This window comes from Brevibacterium aurantiacum (genome assembly GCF_003932995.1).
GTDB lineage: Bacteria > Actinomycetota > Actinomycetes > Actinomycetales > Brevibacteriaceae > Brevibacterium > Brevibacterium aurantiacum.
The window spans coordinates 3,420,597-3,439,258 of record NZ_CP025333.1; the positions used below are offsets into that span (position 1 = coordinate 3,420,597).

19 protein-coding genes are annotated in these 18,662 nt (G+C 64.2%); 6 read left to right on the forward strand and 13 right to left on the reverse strand.

The window, feature by feature from the left end:
- Positions 1-36: 36 nt before the first annotated feature.
- Positions 37-720 carry a response regulator transcription factor gene (locus CXR25_RS15855; protein WP_009883641.1) on the reverse strand — a complete coding sequence of 228 codons (684 nt, stop codon included), beginning with the start codon at positions 718-720 and terminating at the stop codon, positions 37-39.
- A complete protein-coding gene (locus CXR25_RS15860; RefSeq protein ID WP_236850509.1) occupies positions 717-2,099 on the reverse strand; it encodes a sensor histidine kinase in 1,383 nt (460 codons plus the stop codon). The genes CXR25_RS15855 and CXR25_RS15860 overlap by 4 nt, the downstream gene beginning before the upstream one ends.
- 216 nt (positions 2,100-2,315) lie before the next feature.
- On the opposite strand from CXR25_RS15860, the gene phoU reads away from it, so the two are divergent.
- Positions 2,316-2,978 (forward strand): phosphate signaling complex protein PhoU, encoded by a 663-nt coding sequence (gene phoU, locus CXR25_RS15865; protein WP_009883643.1) that lies wholly within the window; start codon positions 2,316-2,318, stop codon positions 2,976-2,978.
- 70 nt (positions 2,979-3,048) lie between these two features.
- On the opposite strand, the gene CXR25_RS15870 is transcribed toward phoU, so the two are convergent.
- Positions 3,049-3,999 carry an EamA family transporter gene (locus CXR25_RS15870; protein WP_096168192.1) on the reverse strand — a complete coding sequence of 317 codons (951 nt, stop codon included), beginning with the start codon at positions 3,997-3,999 and terminating at the stop codon, positions 3,049-3,051.
- Positions 4,000-4,070: 71 nt separating this feature from the next.
- On the opposite strand from CXR25_RS15870, the gene CXR25_RS15875 reads away from it, so the two are divergent.
- Positions 4,071-5,021: a LysR family transcriptional regulator gene (locus CXR25_RS15875; RefSeq protein ID WP_125240783.1), complete on the forward strand. Its 951-nt coding sequence runs from the start codon at positions 4,071-4,073 to the stop codon at positions 5,019-5,021.
- Between the two features lie 11 nt (positions 5,022-5,032).
- On the opposite strand, the gene CXR25_RS15880 is transcribed toward CXR25_RS15875, so the two are convergent.
- Positions 5,033-5,776: a phosphoglyceromutase gene (locus CXR25_RS15880; RefSeq protein WP_069600881.1), complete on the reverse strand. Its 744-nt coding sequence runs from the start codon at positions 5,774-5,776 to the stop codon at positions 5,033-5,035.
- Positions 5,777-5,956: 180 nt separating this feature from the next.
- Between CXR25_RS15880 and CXR25_RS15885 the strand changes: the two genes are divergently transcribed.
- Positions 5,957-7,030 carry a bile acid:sodium symporter family protein gene (locus CXR25_RS15885; protein WP_009883647.1) on the forward strand — a complete coding sequence of 358 codons (1,074 nt, stop codon included), beginning with the start codon at positions 5,957-5,959 and terminating at the stop codon, positions 7,028-7,030.
- A complete protein-coding gene (locus CXR25_RS15890) occupies positions 7,027-7,638 on the forward strand; it encodes a GNAT family N-acetyltransferase (RefSeq protein WP_096178541.1) in 612 nt (203 codons plus the stop codon). Before CXR25_RS15885 ends, CXR25_RS15890 begins: the two co-directional genes overlap by 4 nt.
- 3 nt (positions 7,639-7,641) lie before the next feature.
- Here the strand turns inward: CXR25_RS15890 and CXR25_RS15895 are convergent, their stop codons facing one another.
- The 7 genes from CXR25_RS15895 to CXR25_RS15925 form a co-directional block, all read right to left on the reverse strand.
- Positions 7,642-7,998, reverse strand: a complete 357-nt coding sequence (locus CXR25_RS15895) for an iron chaperone (RefSeq protein ID WP_009883649.1) — start codon at positions 7,996-7,998, stop codon at positions 7,642-7,644.
- Positions 7,995-8,531 carry a YbjN domain-containing protein gene (locus CXR25_RS15900; RefSeq protein WP_009883650.1) on the reverse strand — a complete coding sequence of 179 codons (537 nt, stop codon included), beginning with the start codon at positions 8,529-8,531 and terminating at the stop codon, positions 7,995-7,997. The genes CXR25_RS15895 and CXR25_RS15900 overlap by 4 nt, the downstream gene beginning before the upstream one ends.
- Before the next feature lie 34 nt (positions 8,532-8,565).
- Entirely contained in the window at positions 8,566-9,939 is a 1,374-nt protein-coding gene (locus CXR25_RS15905) for a glycosyltransferase (protein WP_096178538.1), read from the reverse strand.
- Positions 9,940-9,948: 9 nt separating this feature from the next.
- Positions 9,949-10,764: an alpha/beta fold hydrolase gene (locus CXR25_RS15910; RefSeq protein WP_101639465.1), complete on the reverse strand. Its 816-nt coding sequence runs from the start codon at positions 10,762-10,764 to the stop codon at positions 9,949-9,951.
- Between the two features lie 21 nt (positions 10,765-10,785).
- Entirely contained in the window at positions 10,786-11,115 is a 330-nt protein-coding gene (locus tag CXR25_RS15915; RefSeq protein ID WP_069600885.1) for a DUF2516 family protein, read from the reverse strand.
- Between the two features lie 141 nt (positions 11,116-11,256).
- On the reverse strand, positions 11,257-11,706 hold the full coding sequence (locus CXR25_RS15920) for an AzlD domain-containing protein (RefSeq protein ID WP_009883654.1): 450 nt from the start codon (positions 11,704-11,706) through the stop codon (positions 11,257-11,259).
- Positions 11,703-12,524 (reverse strand): AzlC family ABC transporter permease, encoded by an 822-nt coding sequence (locus CXR25_RS15925; protein ID WP_009883655.1) that lies wholly within the window; start codon positions 12,522-12,524, stop codon positions 11,703-11,705. Before CXR25_RS15925 ends, CXR25_RS15920 begins: the two co-directional genes overlap by 4 nt.
- Before the next feature lie 65 nt (positions 12,525-12,589).
- Between CXR25_RS15925 and CXR25_RS15930 the strand changes: the two genes are divergently transcribed.
- Entirely contained in the window at positions 12,590-13,141 is a 552-nt protein-coding gene (locus tag CXR25_RS15930; RefSeq protein WP_009883656.1) for a helix-turn-helix domain-containing protein, read from the forward strand.
- A 41-nt stretch (positions 13,142-13,182) separates the two neighbouring features.
- Here CXR25_RS15930 and CXR25_RS15935 read toward each other — a convergent pair whose 3' ends face one another.
- Positions 13,183-14,385: an FUSC family protein gene (locus tag CXR25_RS15935; RefSeq protein ID WP_096178529.1), complete on the reverse strand. Its 1,203-nt coding sequence runs from the start codon at positions 14,383-14,385 to the stop codon at positions 13,183-13,185.
- A gap of 30 nt (positions 14,386-14,415) precedes the next feature.
- Between CXR25_RS15935 and pepN the strand changes: the two genes are divergently transcribed.
- Positions 14,416-17,394, forward strand: coding sequence for an aminopeptidase N (gene pepN / locus CXR25_RS15940; protein ID WP_096161793.1), 2,979 nt, complete (start codon positions 14,416-14,418; stop codon positions 17,392-17,394).
- A 105-nt stretch (positions 17,395-17,499) separates the two neighbouring features.
- On the opposite strand, the gene CXR25_RS15945 is transcribed toward pepN, so the two are convergent.
- Complete coding sequence (locus CXR25_RS15945; protein ID WP_009883659.1) at positions 17,500-18,588, reverse strand: C40 family peptidase; 1,089 nt, start codon at positions 18,586-18,588, stop codon at positions 17,500-17,502.
- Positions 18,589-18,662: the final 74 nt, after the last annotated feature.

The following is an 18,662-nucleotide window of genomic DNA, read 5'->3' on the forward strand; positions in this document are numbered from 1 at the left end:
CTCCTTTCTTGTCTGTCGGGTGGAGTCTGCGGGTGATCAGGCTTCGAACTTGTAGCCGAGCCCACGCACCGTGGTGAGCAGGCGCGGTTCCGAAGGGTTCTGCTCGACCTTGGCGCGCAGGCGCTTGACGTGAACATCGAGGGTCTTCGTGTCCCCCACGTAGTCCTCTCCCCAGATCCGATCGATGAGCTGACCACGCGTCATCACTCGACCCGAGTTGCGGATGAGGATCTCGAGGAGTTCGAACTCCTTGAGCGGCATCGAGAGCTCTTCGCCGCGAACGCTCACGACGTGGCGTTCGACGTCGATGCGGACTCCCCCGGCCTCGAGCACCGACTCGTCGTCGAAGCCCTCCGACTCGACATTGCGTCGCAGCACCGCACGGACCCTGGCCAGCAGTTCACGTGAGGAGTACGGCTTGGTCACGTAGTCGTCGGCGCCGAGCTCGAGTCCCACCACCTTGTCGATCTCCGAGTCTTTGGCGGTGAGCATGATGATCGGCACACTGGACTTCACGCGCAGTTCTCGGCACACCTCGGTGCCGGAGACTCCCGGCAGCATGAGGTCGAGCAGGACGAGGTCGGCACCGTTGCGGTCGAACTCTGCAAGAGCCTTCAAACCGTCATCGGCAACAGTCACCTCATAACCTTCTTTACCGAGCAGGTACGAGAGTGGGTCCGAGAACGAATCTTCGTCCTCGACAAGCAGAATTCGAGTCACGTCTTGAGCTTCCTTTGTTCGCTTCCGGTTTTCAGAACCTGGGTTGTCTCATTCTCCACTGTGCTGACACCCTTGTCACCGTCAACGTCATTGTCACCGTCTTTTTCAGCGTCTTCGTCAACGTCTCTGTTGCCGTGAGCGTCGTGTTCGGTGACGTCATCGGCTCCAGCAGCGCTGCCAGCTCCGGCTTCCGCCTGTGCCGAGTGTTCGAGGAGGACCCCATCCGGCGCCGAGGAGGATGCTTCGTCGTCGGTGACCGTCCCTGCCAGCGGCAGCACGATCGTAAACGTCGAGCCCTTGCCGAGTCGGCTCCAGACCTTCACCTCGCCGCCGTGAGTGGCGATGATGTGCTTGACGATGCTCAGCCCCAAACCGGTGCCGCCGGTGATGCGCGAACGTGCCGGATCGACGCGGTAGAACCGTTCGAAGACTCGCTCCGTGTCCTGGGTGGAGAGCCCGATGCCCTGGTCGGTCACGGAGATCTCAACGCGTTCGTCGACGAGTTCGACCCCGACTCCGATGCGGGTCCCGTCGGGTGAGTAGTTGATGGCATTGTCGATGAGGTTGCGCACCGCATTGACGAGAAGTTCGTAGTTGCCTTCGATGAGCATCCGGCCAGGAGGCGAGACCTCGATGTGGATGTTCTTGCCTTCGGCGCGCGTGCGGGCACGGTCAGCGGCATCATCGACCACCTCGGCGGCGGAGATCTTCTCCGTCGCAGACGGGGCCGTGTGGTCCTGCACCCGGGAGAGGTCGATGATCTCCTGCACCAGCTGGGTCAGGCGCTTCGACTCGCGCTGCATGCGTCCGCCGAAGCGTTCGACAGCCTGCGGGTCATCGGAGAAGTCGGTGACCGCCTCGGCCAGGAGCGCCATAGCACCGATGGGGGTCTTGAGCTCGTGGGAGACGTTGGCGACGAAGTCACGGCGAACGGCATCGACGCGCTTGGACTCGGTCTGGTCGTCGCAGAGGACGAGTACGAAGTTCGTGCCCAAGGGGGCCACTCGAGCGTGGAGGAAGCGCAGGACCGAGTCCGTCTGCTCACGTTTCTGTTCGAGTTCGATCTCTTCGATGAGGCCACGGGAGCGCACACGTTCAACCATCCGCAGCATCTCAGGGGAGGCGAGGGAATGCCCTCTGACCAGACCGAAAGTATAGGCGGCCGGGGAGGCTTTGACGACGTCGTCTCCGGCGTCGAGGACGATCGCGGCCGAGGGAAGCACGGCCAGAACCTCGGCGATGCCCTCCGGCAGGTCATCCTCTGAATGCAGATCGGCAGCATCACGGGAGCGTTCGCTGAAACGAAACGCCAGAATTCCCGCTATGCCAAGTCCCAGACCGACGATGCCGGTCAGGACCGCTACGATCAAGAGGTCCACGTCATCAAGCTTATGCGCAGTCTGCTTCACGGGTGCACCGAATCGGCCCCAGAGCGCCGCTTTTGCCGTGGAATTCACCTACACGCCAGACAACGTTCACCCAATCGTGTCAAGCTGGCACAGTGTGCCTGTCCTGACCGGACAGCTGTCCGCCCCGGGACACCATGAGGCACGTCAGCCTCACCAGAGATCCACGAGATTAAGGAACCGTTGTCAATGCGCGAAGTCTTCAGAAATGAGCTGGACGACCTGGCCACGCAGCTGGTCGACATGTCCATCAAGGTACACGAGGCGATGCGCCTGGCGAACCAGGCCCTGCGCAGCAACGACCTGGAGCTGGCCGAAAAGGTCATCGAAGCCGACGCCGTCATCGACCACATGCAGTACGCCCTCGACCAGCAGGCCGCTGAGATGCTGGCCCTGCAGGCACCCGTCGCCGCTGACCTGCGCGCGGTCATCGGCTCCCTGCGGATGTCCGCCTCCCTCGAGCGCATGGGCGACCTGGCTCGCCACATCGCCCAGCAGGTGCGCATCCGCTACCCCGAGTCCGCGATCCCCGATCACTTCTCCGACACGTTCACCCGGATGGGCGAATCAGGAGAGAAGATCGCCGAGGCGACCGAGAACCTGCTGTCGAACCCCGGCCTGACAGCCGTGCCCACGATCAACGCGATCGACGAAGAGCTCGACGAACTGCACCTGAGCATCTTCGCCAAGCTCGCCGAGGCACCTGCCGGTTCGCTGGCGCCTCGTCACATCGCCGACGTGACCCTGCTCTCGCGCTACTACGAGCGCTTCGGTGACCACGCGGTGTCCGTGTCCCAGAAGGTCGAATACCTGCTCACCGGCAACTGGGAACCGTACCTGTCGAAGAAGTGACATACGCCTGAAACAGGTGTGAGACAGCTGAACCTGATGTGAGACTCTGCATCAGGTGTGAGACCTCGAATCAGCCCGAGGCCGACGAATGTTCGGCCTCGGGCTTTTCGCTCGCGATGACCTTCCGTGATCGCTGCTTCGATCCCGTGATGCTGCGCGCAATCGTCTTGAGCACTCCGGTTGTGACCGCGACGCCGAGGAGCAGGAGCACACCCCCGATGAGCTCGGGCACTGTGGGACGGTCGCCGAGGACGAGCCAGGCAGAGAGCACACCGACCAGCGGGACGAGCAGCGAGAACGGTGCGACCTGCGATGCCGGGAAGCGGGCGAGCAACGAATTCCAGATGACATAGCCGATGAGAGATGCGCACCCGGCGGTGTAGACGATCGAGGCCACGACACCCCAGGTCGGGTGCGCGAGGGCATGGGCCACCTCGGCGGGGCCATCGACGAGAAGCGAGAGCACGAACAGCGGAACCGGCACGACAAGTGCCGACCACACGGTCATCTGCACGCCGTTGGTCCCTTCCTTCACACCGCGGGCGATGACATTGCCGATCGCCCACGACAGGGAGGCGCCGAGGGCGACGAGGAAGGCTGCGATCGGGACCGAGGCCTGCAGGCTCAGCCCGATGACGCCCAGCCCTGAGAGGCCGATGAGGATGCCGATGATCTGACGCCGATTCGGGAACTCGCGCAGTGCGAGCGCGGCGACGAGGACGGTGAATGCCGCCTGGATCTGGATGACGATCGAGGTCAGACCGGCCGGGAGACCGAGGAACATCGATGTGTAGAGCAGACCGAACTGGCCCGCGGACATGAACACCCCGATGAGCAGGATGCGGCGGAAGTCCCCGTGTGGGAACTTCACGAAGAAGATCGCCGGGAACACCACGAGGGTGAAGCGAGCGGCGACGAGGAGCAGCGGCGGCCAGTCCCGCAGCCCGAAGTCGATGAAGATGAAGTTGACGCCCCAGAGGACGACGACGAGCAGGGCGAGCATGTAGTGGACGGGACGCATGCTTCAAGGATCCCAGCCACTGCATCAAATTTCCATTGAATATAAATGCGCGGTTTCGTTAAAATAATTTGATGATCGACACTCTCGCTCTGCGCACGCTCGTTGCTCTCGACTCGGCCGGATCCGTCACGGCGACTGCCGACGCGCTCGGCTACACCTCGGCGGCCATCAGCCATCAGCTGCAGAAGCTCTCGCGCTACCTCGGGGCACCGGTGACCGAGCGCACCGGACGTGGGATCGCACTGACCCCGATGGGTCGTGAGCTCAGCCGTCGCGGTGCCGAGCTGCTCCAGGATCTCGAAAGCCTCGAGACCGACGCCAGGGCACGGTCGGGCGAACCTCGGGGTCGAATCACGGTGGGCGGATTCTCGACCGGCATCCGCGGGGTGCTGGTGCCGTCCCTGCCGCTGCTCAAGGACACCGCGCCGGAGCTGACGATCACCAACATCGAGGAAGAGCCCGATGAGCTCATCGACATGGTCACGGCCGGTCGGATCGACGCCTCACTCATCTTCGACTGGCGGGAGGCGCCTCCCCAGCTGCCCTCGACGCTCAAATCCGAGCTCATCACGGTCGACCGGGCCGACATCGTCATGCACCGCGACCACCACCTGGCCGCGCGTGGTCGGGTGAGTCGCCAGGACCTCCTCGGCGAGGTCTTCGTCTCGGCACCGCGCAACGGCGTGTGCCACCGCTGGCTCACCGCACTCTTCGACCCGCTCAACACCGAACCGCGGATCGAGTACTGGGCGATGGAGTACGACACCCAGATCGAGTTCGTCCGGGCCGTCGGGGCGCTTGCGCTGGTGCCGCGGCTGGGTCGACCGCATCTGCCCGACGACGTCACCGTCGTCGAGCTCGATGATCCGAGCATCGCCCGTTGGATCTACCTCGTCTGGCGGGCCTCGATGAGCGCCTCCCCGGCGATCACCCTCCTCCTTGAGCAGATGAGGGCGGTCGCCGAGGTGGCGGCCGGCGAAGTGACGGCCAGTGAAGTTGCGGACGCGAGCCCGAGTAAGTGACAGCCTGAGCCTCAGCGGCCCTGGTTGGCGACCTGACCGATCGCGGCCTCGGCGGCAGCGGGATCGAGGTAGGTGCCGCCGGGCTTGACCGGGGTGAAGTCCTCAGTCAGCTCGTAGTGCAGCGGGATTCCGGTGGGAATGTTGAGGCCGGTGATATCGGCATCGGAGATCCCGTCGAGGTGCTTGACGAGGGCACGCAGCGAATTGCCGTGGGCGACGACGAGCACAGTGCGTCCGACGGTGAGTTCGGGGACGAGCCGGTCGTACCAGTAGGGCAGGAGCCGGTCGATGACATCGGCCAGGCATTCCGTACGAGGCAGGGAATCGCCGAGGTTGGCGTAGCGGGGATCTCCGGCCTGTGAGAATTCGGAAGCATCACCAAGAGCCGGCGGCGGGGTGTCGAAGGAGCGGCGCCAGGTCATGAACTGCTCCTCGCCGAACTCCTCGCGGATCTCCTTCTTGTTCTTGCCCTGCAGCGCACCGTAGTGGCGTTCGTTGAGTCGCCAGCTGCGATGGACGTCGAGCCAGGAGAGGTCGGCGGCCTCGAGCGCCAGGTTCGAGGTGAGGATGGCCCGCTTGAGACGGGAGGTGTACACGACGTCAGGGATGAGCTCGGCCTCGCGCAGGAGCTCTCCGGCGCGCTGGCCCTCTGCGCGGCCCTTGTCGGTCAGGGTCACATCGACCCAACCGGTGAACAGATTCTTCTGGTTCCATTCGCTCTCGCCGTGGCGCAGCAGGATGAGGTTATGCGTCATGGCACCATTTTTGCACGACCGCACACGCGAGCACAGACGCGCCCACGGAATGAGCCTGCGGACGGGTCCTTGGGTGAGCCTGCGGGTGAGTCCTTGGGTGAGCCCGCATCAGCCCTCGAGACGTTTCTCACTATTCGGCACACCGTCTTGCATCCCGAAATGCACGGCTAGCCTGAGCTCATGTCCGACTCATCCACGCCTCCAGCGGGGTCACCGCAGACCCCGAACCCTCACTCACACTCCGGGCAGACATCGCCGTCTCCCGCCCAGCAGCCGAAAGCTGATCGCAGTTCGATCATCGCCGTCACAGCGCTGCCGGTCCTCGTCGTCATCGCGGGAGTCCTCGGATTCCTCACCCCCGACACGTTCACGCCGCTGGCACCCACAATCACGTGGAGCCTCGGCGTCGTCATGTTCTTCATGGGGCTGACCCTGACCTTGCCGGACTTCGCCCGCATCGCCAAGAAACCGTGGATCGCCGCACTCGGCGTCGTCACGCAGTTCATCGCCATGCCGCTGCTCGGCCTCCTCGTCGTCACCCTGTTCAACCTTCCGGCCGAGATCGCCGTCGGCGTCATCCTCGTCGGCTGTGCACCCGGCGGCACTGCCTCGAATGTGGTGACCTATCTGGCCAAGGGCGACACCGCGCTGTCCGTGTCGATCACGACGCTCTCAACCCTGCTCGCTCCGGTACTGACTCCCCTGCTGACCCTATGGCTGGCTGGCTCCTATATGGATGTGCCGTTCTGGTCGATGTTCGTCTCGATCTGCCAGACGGTTCTCGTGCCCGTCATCGTCGGTGTCCTGGTGCGGGTCGTGGCCTCGAAGCTCGTCGATGCGATCTCACCCGTGCTGCCGTGGCTGGCATCGGTCGCCATCGCCTACATCGTTGCCATCGTCGTCGCCGGCTCCGCCGATTCCATCGCCTCGGCCGGACTCCTCGTCCTCCTGGCCGTCATCACCCACAACGTACTGGGCCTGGGCATCGGCTACGGTGTCGCGGCCGCCTGCCGCCTCGATACACCAACCAGACGCGCGCTCTCCTTCGAGGTCGGCCTGCAGAACTCCGGTCTCGCCTCGACCCTGGCCACCACGTACTTCTCCCCCTTGGCCGCACTCCCCGGAGCCGTGTTCAGCGTCTGGCACAACGTCTCCGGCGCACTCCTGGCCTCGCTGTTCGCACGTCGGCCCTACTCCAAACCGCCGCGTGAGCAGCTCGCTCAGGACGCTCGCGCACAAGAGTCAGTGCGATGACCGAGTCTGCGACTCCGGCGGGCTTCTCCGCTTTCGTCGAGGAGACGATCTCCCTCGCGGACAGGAAGTTCCTGGTTCGTCGCGCGACCGAAACAGACGTGCCACAGTTGGTGTCTCTGCTTCGCGATGACGCTCTCGGAGCCGGTCGCGAGGGGTCGGGGTCCAATGAGGCTGCCAGCTACCAGCACGCCTTCGGTCTCATCGACTCCGACCCCAATCAGCTTCTGGTCGCAGTCGACGAGGTCACCGACAGTTCCGAGGTCACCGACAGCGCCGACAGTGCCGCGGAACCTCGCGCGGACGGACAGTCACAGCCTTCGCGAACGGCGTCGACTGCTCTCGTGGGCACTCTGCAGCTGACCTTGATCCCGAGCCTGTCACGGCGAGGTTCGACACGGCTGCAGATCGAAGCAGTGAGGATCGGCCCGGCCGCGCAGGGGCTTGGTCTGGGCACTGCCGTCTTCGACTGGGCCCATGACTGCGGACGTCGATTCGGGGCCTCGCTGGCTCAGCTGACGACCGACAAATCGCGTGCGGATGCGCAGCGGTTCTATGCTCGTCTCGGCTACGAAGCCAGTCACGAAGGACTCAAACTGGATCTGAGCTGAGGCTCACATCCACTTCACGCCGTCGACCTCGGCCTCGTGGATGCGGTGAGCGATCATCTGCGACAACAGGTCGGTGGGGATCTCACGATCGTAATAGAGCTTGATCGACCCTTTTCCGGTGTCGAAGTCGCCGAGCTGATCGGCGAAGGCCTCTTTGGTGCTGGGGGTGAACACGAAGTTCGCGTGTTTGGCATAGCCGGCGAATGCGAAGAGGATCGTGTCCAGCGAATAGGCAGGGTTCCCCCATTTGATGCCCTCCTCCGCGGTGGGCGCAGCACTGCGGCTGAGGTCACGGAGGCGGGCCAGAAAGCCTCTCTTGTACTCATCGTCGCACCCGGCGATGTAGTCGTCGACGTTCATGTCTGCTCCAGGAATTCATTGTCGTCCCCGCTGAGGACGTCTGCGAAGGCAGCGAGATTGCGCGTCGACTCCCCGCGACTGATCCGCCATGCCCATTCCTTCTTCATTCCGGTGCGGAAGCCGATGAGCAGGAGCTCGTTGAATGAGGAGTCGGCGGTCGCCAGGATCGCTCCGAGCAGCGAGTCGAGCTCCCCCAGCAGTCGGTCCCGGGGGACACTGGCTCCCAGGTAGACGTCGCCGAGAGCATCGATGCCGAAGGACACGGGCCCCGGCTTCAGGTTCTTCATCAGCAGCCACCGGTTGAACTCCTCGGAGTTCTCGTCCGGATGACGAATGACGAACGCCTGCAGCTGCACCGTTCGCGCTGCGATCGTGATCGACACGGTCGTCTTCAGCTTCTTCTCCCCGGGCAGGACCACGGCGATCTGTGAGTCTTCAACGGCGTCGACCTCGACCTCGTTCTCGTGGGCCCATTGCCTCACCCCGGCCAAGATCGTCTCGGTGTCGTTCGTCGATTCAGTGTCGCTCGTCATCTCGTGTCCTTCCGTCTGCGACTCAACGACCGGCTCAGCAAGTGCGCCCGACGAGACTCGCCGGGGCCGGCTCTTCAACGGTCGTCATGGTTGTGTGCAGCACCTGGTCCGGCACCTCGAGTGCTCCGAGCACCGCCGCTGCCGTGGCAGCCCAGTCGAATCGAGCCGAGCGCTCGGCGGCGTGGGCGGCGAGCTCGCTGCGCACATCGTCATCGAGGAGCATCCGCTCAAGCGCCATCGCCCAGTGCCTGGGGTTGTGGTCGGCGATGAGGACACCGGAGTATTCGTGTTCGACGATGTCGGGCAGACCTCCCACCGCCGAGGCGATGGCGGGCAGTCCCGATGCTGAGGCCTCGGCGGCGACCAGTCCGAATGATTCGCTGCGCGAGGGGACGAGGAGAACGTCCGCGGCACGGTAGTAGGTGACGAGCTCGTGTGCCGGAACAGGGCGTCGCACCTCGACGCTGGGTTCGGCGGCGATCGCGTTATTCAGCGTGCGCAGGTAGGGCGTGGATCCGGTCGGAGCCTCCTGGCCCGAGACTGCGCCGAGGAGGATCCCTCGTGTCCGCGCGGCCAGGTGCGGGTTGTTCTCGCGCAGCCCCGAGATCGCGTCGACGACGATATCGGTGCCCTTGATGAACTGCATGCGCCCCACATAGAGGACGATGAATTCGTCCGGGTCGAGGCCCAGGTGGGTTCTGGCTTCGGCACGATCTCCGGGGGAGAACAGTTCGTGATCGACGCCAGGTCTGGCCACCACGACGGACTCCGCATCGGCGCCGAGTTCGTGGATGAGGTCGCGACGCTCTGCCGGAGTGTTGGCCACAAGCAGGTCCACCGCCGAGGCGATCCTCTCCTCTGCCTCAAGACGTTGAGGTCGCTCGTGGCTGGTTTCAGAGTCGCGGTTCTTGACCGCGCCGATCGTGTGCATGCTCACGACGATCCGCGGACGCTCACCGGAGCCGAGGTCCTTGGCATGCAGGTCTTGGGCGCGCAGTTCCTGGGCGCGCAGGGCTGCCTCGGCGGAGATCCAATAGTGGGCCCAGATCAGATCCGCCGAGGTGAAGGTCGGCTGAGCGAGGAGGAGCAGCGAAAGTTCGTCGATGGCGTCGGCAAGCTCGTCCTTGCTCGCAGCCTCGATCGGCAGCTGATGAAGACGGACGTTCTCAGCGATCTGGAGTGTGTCGAGGCAACCGTCGATATCCTCGACCTCGTCGAAGCTGTCCTGGTTCCCGCTGTTCCCCAGCCCATCGATGCCGCTCGGGTCAGCAGTGAAGACGTCGACGATGTGGCCGGCGGCCGCCAGGGCGCGCACCGACTGGTCGACGTAGACGTTCATGCCACCGGCATCGCCCTGGCCCGGCTGAGCCGCGGGCGAGGTGTGGAGGGAGAGAACGGAGATGCGCACGGTGCCAGTTTAGCCAAAGAACTCGCCGAGGATCCGGCGAACTTCGTGGCGACCACGCCACAGGATCGAACCCGCCGGCAGGACTTCCAGACGGGAGTCGGGAATCGCGGCAACAACCGCCTCGGCGACCTCGACCGGATGTGCAGGGTCATCGTCGTGGGTGAGCACGAGCACCTCCCCGGGGAAACGCGCCAGAGTGCCCAGCGGATTGTCGCCCGAGCTCGCGTCGACGGCGATCTCGAGCGCCAGGCCGAGCCCGTCCGACATGTCTGTGTTCACGAGGTTCTCGGCCTTCGTCTTTGTCCAGGCGCGGGCCGGCAGGAGCTCGGCCACCTCGGCGGGCTCTCGCGAGAGCATGAGGTCGGTGATGGATTCGACGTCACCGGCGGCGGACAGCTCGCGCAGTTTCTCCAGGTGAGCACGGTTGGTCTCGGCCACCTCGGCGGAGAATCCGGTGAATGAGGCCGGGAGCACGAGGGCGACCTTCTCCAGGTTCTGGGTCACCGGATGGCCCGTGCTCAGCAGCCGGAGAAGCCCACCGGCGGACATCGAGACCCCGAGGGCCTGAGTCGCCGAGGTGGATGTCAGTGCCTGCGCCAGCACCTCGGCGATTTGGCCGTAGTTCCACCCTGGACCCGGTGATGGGCGGCCGCCGTGGCCGGGGAGGTGAAGGAAGTGCTTGGTTCCGGTGATGCCGGTGCCGAATGGTCGGGTGTCGCGGATCGCGCCGGCGAATCCGTGGCCGAACAGTGTGTGGGGCTCACCGTTGCCGAAGGTGGCGATGAAGTCGGTTTCGGGGCCCGGGAGGTTGAGGTCCTGTGTCATCGATGCGTGCTCGTCGCCGGCTCAGCGCCAGTTCTTCCGAGTCTGTTTGCGATTGCGCGGGTCGATGGCCTTGATCTTCGGGCGGACGTCGGTGAGGTAGACGATGCCTGCGACGAGAGCGATGAGGTTGAGGAAGATGATGCGCATTCCCATCGGCGGCAGTGCGATGAGCGCGAGCGCGAGACCAACGCCGAGGAGGATGACCCAGAACTTCTTGCTCTGCTTGTCGACGGCGCGGTAGTTCTCGTCCTTGTAGCGGAGGCAGTCGATGAACGCCCACAGCTGGAGGCCGAAGGCGGCGACAGACAAGGCGAGAAAGATGATCTGCTGAAAGCCAGCAATTATTTCCATGCATCCACCCTAGCAATCACAGTCGTCGCCGGCACTGCGTCGGCATGGATCCTGGGCGAATCCCCACCGACGAGTCACCCTCCGCACATGAACCGGGCCACCTCCGGCACTGGGTTGGACTCGGCTGCGCTGGACAGGGACTCACAGGATTCCGGTCAGGCGGATGCCCGCGCACACCGCCATGCCCACCAGCACGCAGATGAGCATCGGCACCCGCAGGATCGAGGCGAGGACTCCCACCCCGACGCCGATGAGCCGTGCGGGATCCGCGAGGTCCTGGCCATCGAAGATCGCCGTCGTGGCGAAGACAGCACCGATGAGAACGACCGTCGCCCGATCCATCCACTTCGTCACCGTCGCCGTCGAGTCGCCCTCCTGCTCTGTCGCAGCGTCACCCGGGCCCTCCCCCGCAGGGCCATCCGGCGCTGAGGTGTCCGGTCCGGTGTCACCCGCCCCCGCCGAGGTGGTCGTGAGCTGTCGACGCCTGCCCTTGGTGGCGATGGCCGCACCGAGCTTCACACCGGCGAAGCGCATTGCGTAGGTTCCGATGCTCAGCGCGGCGAGCGCAATGAGGAAGCTGACCGGGCTCATCGACGCCCCTCCCGAGAGTTGGGCCCAGCGACACCGTCGCGATCAACCTGGGGTGGTTCTTGACCTGCAGGGCTTGGGGCTGGTTCTTCACCTGCGGCGCTCGGGGAGGAGTCACCTCGGCGCTTCCTGATGGCGGTTCGGATCAGCCACCCGGCGGCCACGAACACGAATACAGACAGAGAAGTCACGGCCCCGAGCCCGAGCGGCAGGATCGGCGTCAGGAGGACGGCGACGAGGATGCCTGCGACCGTCAGCGTCAGTGTCGACTTGTTCTTCAGATCGCCGCGGATGAGGCAGAAGAGGATGATCGGGAAGGCCGCGTCGAGGCCGAGGAGATCGGCATCGATGACATTGCCGAGCCACTGCCCGACCATGGCCCCGCTCGGCCACATCAGCGCGATGGCAGCCCCCATGAGCAGGAAGGCGTGCCACCGAGCTCGGTCGGAGTTGACCGTTCGCGATACGGCGATCGATTCGTCATTGATCCAGTGCGCGGCGATGAGCGCGCGCCAGTCCTGCGGAAAGAACGGTCCGACTGCCACGCCGAATGCGAAGTTCCGTGAGTTGACCAGCAGCCCTGCCAGCACCGCCAGTATCGGGGCGCCGCCTGCAGCGATCACTCCGACGAAGGTGAACTCGGCGGCGCCACCGAGAGCGAACATTGCCAGCAGCAGCGTCTGCCACCAGGGGAATCCGGATACCGCGGAGATGGCCCCGTAGGACAGGGCGACGGCGGTGATCGTGATCGTGACGATCGCGACATCACGATAGGTCGAGCCCGGAAGTACCCGATCGATCGTGCGAAATACAGAACTCATGTTCTATATACTGCACATTGGCTTCTCGTTCGTCAACCAGAACGCCCTGTCGCTATAGTGAACCCATGAGCTCTCAACCACGCGAACAGATCGCAGCCGCCATCAAGCGCGAGCGACTGCGGGCCGACCTCTCACTCTCCGAAGTCGCGCGCCGGGCGGGGATCGGGAAGTCGACCATGTCCGGGCTCGAGGCGGGCACCGGCAACCCCAGCGTCGAGACGATGTGGGCCCTGGCGGCAGCGCTCGACATCCCCTTGGCCAGACTGCTCGATCCTCCGCAGCATGAGGTTGCCCTCGTCCATGCCAAGGACCTGCCCAGCCTGCCGTCGAACACTGCGAACTACGCGGCGACTCTGCTCTCGGCATCTCCGGCCAACGCCCGACGCGATGTCTATTTCATTCAGGCCGAACCGGGCCAGCCTCGAGACTCACAGCCCCACCCGATCGGCACCGTGGAGCATGTGATCCTCGGGCAGGGCGCGGCTCGCATCGAGGTGCTCGGGAACTCCTACGAGCTGCACGTCGGCGACTATCTCACCTACCCCGGCGACCAGCCGCACAAGTTCACGGCACTCAAGCCTGAGACCACTGTGGTGTTCATCGTCGAGAGCCGCTGAGAGAGCCGCTGAGCTCTGGAATCACTCCAGTCGTTCGAGGCTCACTCCGCAGGCGGTTCGTCCGTGTCTCGCGTGTCTTCGCTCAATGATGGGAGGCGACTCTGGGCGGCGTCGTTGGTCAGCCCGCAGGCTTCGAGGAGGTCGACAGCGACCGGGCGCAGCAGCAGCACAAGGGACTCGTCGTGGATGTCCCAGCTCGCCTCTGCGCGTGGGTCCAGACTGGAGGCAGCCTCGGCCAGCGCCGCTTCCGCCAGAGCCCGATCAGTGCCTCGGCGCAGTGCGACCTCGAGCTTCTTCGATCCTTCCGACAGCGAGCCCACATAGCCGGCGATGATCGGCTTCTCGATTCCGAATTCGGTGATGCCCACGACTCGGCGCGCGATGACTCGAATGGTCCTCATGGCACGATCGGCATGGGTGTGAGCACGGGACAGCCTGGTCACCTCGGCGGCATGACGCCTGCCTCTGGCGTTGATCTTCGCCGCTTCCTTCGAGATCTTGAGCGACGAGCCCCAGGAGTCGATGATGTCCTGAGTCTCACGGGCCCGGGTCAGCGCCCGCTTGGCCAGCGCGACGTCGGAGTCCTGCAGTGCCCTAGACATCATCTGGAGGATTGCACTGATCTCGTCGAGCATGCTCGCGGCCAGACCGCGCGGGACCTTGCGGGCATCGCGCGGGAGGATCAGGGCAAGGAGGATTGCGCACACCGAGCCGGTGAGGGCATCGAGGGTGCGCGGGAACGGCAGGGTCGCGGCTGTGGCGGGAACCACGACGACGTAGACGGACTGAACGGCGATCTGAGTGATGAAGATGCCGCCGGAATTGAGCATCGTGCCGATGAAGAGACCGATGGCCAGGGTCACCGTGAGCTGCCAGACCCCGGTGCCGTAGACGTTGACGAGGAGCTCACCGACGAGCACGCCGAAGGTCGCACCGAAGCCGATCTCCATGGCCCGCCGCAGACGACGATCCGCGACTGGACCGATGCCGACGGCAGAGGCGACGGCCGCCAGGAACGGATAGGGGTGGCCGAGCACATAGACACAGAATGCGTAGGCGGCGGTGGCTGCGATCGGGATCTGGATCAGCTGCCCTGCGTTGGCCTGTACACGCTTGAGACCCATCCGAGAGCGATGCACCACTGTGTTGAAGGCACGCTGCGGCAACTCGCTGACCTCGGATTTCACCTGCAGTCCCCCTTCGTACTCGCCATCGCTGTACCCAGCGTACCGGAATTGTGACATGCTAAAGTCTGTGCGCCGAGGAGGCTATGAATGACAACCAACCTGACCCGAGATGAAGCGCAGAGCCGCACTCAAGTGCTCGATGTCTCGACTTACACCGTCGATATCGACGTCAGCAATGCCGAGACCGGAGCTCCGACGTATCTGTCCCGGACCGTCGTCGAGTTCACTGCTCGAACCGAGTGCCGCACATTCATCGACCTGATCGCAGACTCGGTCACATTCGCTGAGATCAATGATGAGATTCTCGACCCCGCCGAGGTGTTCGACGGCGCGCGCGTGGGAGTGCCCATCCGCACGGGGAAGAACATCCTGACGATCGAGGCGAAGGCCTACTACTCCACCTCGGGCGAGGGGCTGCACCGCTTCACCGACCCTGCCGACGGCAAGGTCTATCTCTACACCCAGTACGAACCGACCGATGCCCGCCGCGTGTTCGCGAACTTCGACCAGCCGGACCTCAAGGCCGAGTTCATCTTCAATGTGACGGCTCCCGAGCACTTCCAGGTTCTCTCGAACCGGCCCGAGACGAGTCGCGGGCCGAGCCAGGAGAAGAGCCAGGAGCCGGTCGACTCGGACTCCCCCGCGATCACTCACCATTTCGCTCCGACGCTGCGGCAGTCGAGTTACATCACCTGCATCACGGCGGGCCCCTATGAAGGTGCGACGGATGAGTGGACGGACCCCACGACGGGCGAGACCATCGCGCTGGGTGCATGGACGCGCGCCAGCCTCGTCGACCATCTCGATGCCTCCGACATCTTCTCGATCACGAAGGCCGGGCTGGACTTCTTCAGTTCCGAATTCGACTACCCCTACCCGTGGGGCAAGTACGACCAGATCTTCGTTCCGGAGTACAACCTCGGCGCCATGGAGAATCCGGGCCTGGTCACGTTCACCGACAGCCTGATCTTCCGGGACAAGGTCACCGACGCGAACTACGAGTCGCGGGCCAACGTCATCCTCCACGAGATGGCGCACATGTGGTTCGGCGACCTGGTGACCATGAAGTGGTGGGACGATCTGTGGCTCAAGGAGTCCTTCGCCGACTACATGGGCGGGCTGGCGCTGGCCGAGGCGACCCGCTTCACCGACGGCTGGGTGACCTTCGCGCTGCGTCGGAAGGCGTGGGCGTACACACAGGATCTGTACCCGACCACGCACCCGATCGTCGCCGACATTCCCGACGTCGAGGCCGCAAAGCTCAACTTCGACGGCATCACGTATGCCAAGGGCGCCTCCGTCCTCAAGCAGCTCGTCGCCTTCGTCGGTCGGGAGGCGTTCTTCGCCGGTTCGCGTCTCTACTTCAAGCGCTTCGACTTCCGCAATACCGAGCTTGCCGACTTCCTCGAATGCCTCGCCGAGGCGGCCCCTGACCGGGACATCGCCACCTGGGCCAGCGCATGGTTGGGTACCTCAGGAGTATCAGAGCTGTCCCTGGAGCTGACGACTGGGAGCTCCGAAGCGGTGCGGAGCAAAGCGAGCACCGGTACGTATGTGAGCGGCAGCGCCAGTGGCAGTGGCAGTGGCAACGCCGGTGGCACTGGCAGTGCCGGTGGTGCTGGCAGTCCCGGTGGTGCTGGCAGTGCCGGTGGTGCTGGCAGTCCCGGCGGTGCCGCGGCATCCGCAAAGCGCTCCGGACGGGAGAACATCACCAGTGCGAAGATCACACAGGCCGATTCGGCTCGTGGGGCCGAACTGCTGCGCCCGCACACGCTCGAAATCGCCACGCTGGGGCGCTCGGGACGCAAGCTGGTCCCCCTTGACACCTTCTCCTTCGACTTCTCCACTGAATCCGCCGAGGTGGAGCAGCTCGTTGGGCGCACCCTCGGCGATATCACGCTGGTGAACTATGCCGATCACGACTATGCGCGCGTGCGCTTGGATCAGGCCTCGACGGAGGCCGCGATCAGGTCGGTGTCCCGGATCGCCGATCCGCTTTCGCGGGCGCTGGTCTGGTCGGCCTTGGACAACGCCGTTCGCGACGGCCTCCTCCCCGTGCAGCGATACCTCACGGCCTATGCCCGAAGCCTGGGCAAGGAGAGCCATGCCGGCATCATGGCTGGGTTGAGCCAGACGGCCCTGACCTGTCTGGATCAGTGGGTTTCGGAGAGGAACTTCGAGACCGCAATCTCAGGCTTGCTGGGTGCTGCACTCGACGCGTTGGCCACGGCACGCGCCGGCTCGGATGCTCAGCTGCATCTGGCGAATCTGGTTCTCGCTCTCACGTCTCGCACTGCGCGCTGCTTCGAGGGGAGTGCCGCGATCGCGATGGGCCGCAGCTTCGCGTCGCAGATCCTCGCAGTGCCCGTCGGCGAGGAGATCGATCGCCTCACCCCGGGTGCACCCGCTGAGCAGAGAACCACTCCCAACGGCACGAGCCAGAGTGAGGCTGGAACTGCTGGAGCTGAGTCTGCCGATGCTGGATCTGGTGGTGCTGGATCTGCTGCTCCGGACCACGCGGCGGCGTCAATGCCGTTCAAGGGCCTGATCAACGATCATGCCCTGCGCTGGAATGCACTGACTGCACTCGTGTGTCTGGGATGGGCTGACCAGACCGACATCGCCCGAGAGAACCAGTCTGATCCCAGCTCATCGGGTCGCCTCCATGCGGAGACCGCCAGCGCCGCCATGCCTTTGCCGATCGTGAAGATCCGCGCCTGGGAGGTCATCAACGAAGCGGCCGCGCTGAGCAACGACGTGCTCTCAGCAATCATCTCCGGCTTCGTGGCACCCACATCGATGCCGCTCATTGAAAACTACGTCGATGAGTACTTCTCGCTGCTTGCGACGTTCTGGTCCGATAATTCGATCGAGATCGCCCGGCGCCTCGTGCTTGGCCTCTACCCTCGCTGGTCTATTGACGAAGAGAGGGTGGTCGAGAAGACCGATGCCTGGCTGGCAGAACACGGCGACGCCCCAGCAGCGCTTCGTCGCCTGCTCATCGAACGACGCGACGATCTCGCTCGGGCGATCTACCTCAAGTCGACCCAGAGTTCACGCCACTGACAGTGCTCTGACCTGGTCTGATTCAGGACAACAAGCGCGAAGGCCGATTCCCCGAATGAAACGGGGAATCGGCCTTCGCTTTGTGTTCATAGCTCAGCTTCAGGCTCAGATGATTCGGCGAGCTCCGGAGAACTCATTGCCGGTGTCCCACGACTTCCAGTCGGTGACGTAGACGTCTTTCGACGCGTTGGGCGAATGAATCATCTTGCCGTCGCCGACGTACATTCCGACGTGGTGGACGGTTCCCGAGCTGGTCGAGAAGAACAGCAGGTCGCCGGCCTTGAGGTCACCCTCGGCGACCTTCTTTCCGGTTGTCGCCTGCTCACCCGAGTCGCGGGGGATGTCGATGCCGTGTGCTCGGTAGATGCTGTACGTGAAGCCTGAGCAGTCGAAGCCATAGGGTGAGACGCCGGCCCACAGGTAGCGCAGCCCGTCGAACTTCTTCGCGGTCTCGACGAGGTCATCGCCGCTGGGCTTCTCCGGTTTGCCGTCGGTGTCGTAGACGTCAACATCGCTGACGTCGATCCACGCTGCGCCGCCGCCTGGGAGCGCCACGCGCACATCGTCGACGTCTTGAGCGATGAGAGGAAGGTCGACGTTGAAGGTGATCTCTGCACCGGTGTCCTTGGTGAACTCGATGCCTTCGAGTTCACTCTTCTTCTTGGTGACGACCGCACGAGGCTGGTCGTCCTTCAAATCGCCGAACCGATCGTTTTCCACCAGCTGCTTCTTCGGCACCCAGCCGGGGTACCCCTTCTTGTTCTTGGAGGTCGACTGGTCTTTGACCGCGACCTGGGCCCAAGCACCCTTGGTTTTGAGGACAGTGACTTCGGAACCGTAGGCGGCCTGGGTCTCGACTTTGCCGGTCAAGCCGCGCCGCACCTCGGCGTCCTTGAGATTCTTGTTCCACTTGTCGAGGTCGACAGGATGTCCCAGGGCAGGCTTGTCGACCTTACGGGGTGCTTTCGCATCGGTCCACAGAGTTGCGACAGTGACATCGACGTAGGCTGTTTCGCCCTTTTCGATCTTGCCGTCAGTGACCCGCTCAAGCTCTTGGCCCGGGACGACTGCAGCTTCCAAATCGGTCGCGGATTCTTCATCGGTCGACGTCAGGTTGCTCGACAGCGCAGGAGCTCCTGCGCCAAATACCAGTCCGAGCCCAAGTGCCGCCGAAACAGCAATTTTGGTACGCATTATTTCTCTTTCGGTCTGCGGGTGTCACTCCCGCGTGGGGGAAGTCTCCGAAGGTCATTCGGTATGCGTGCTCC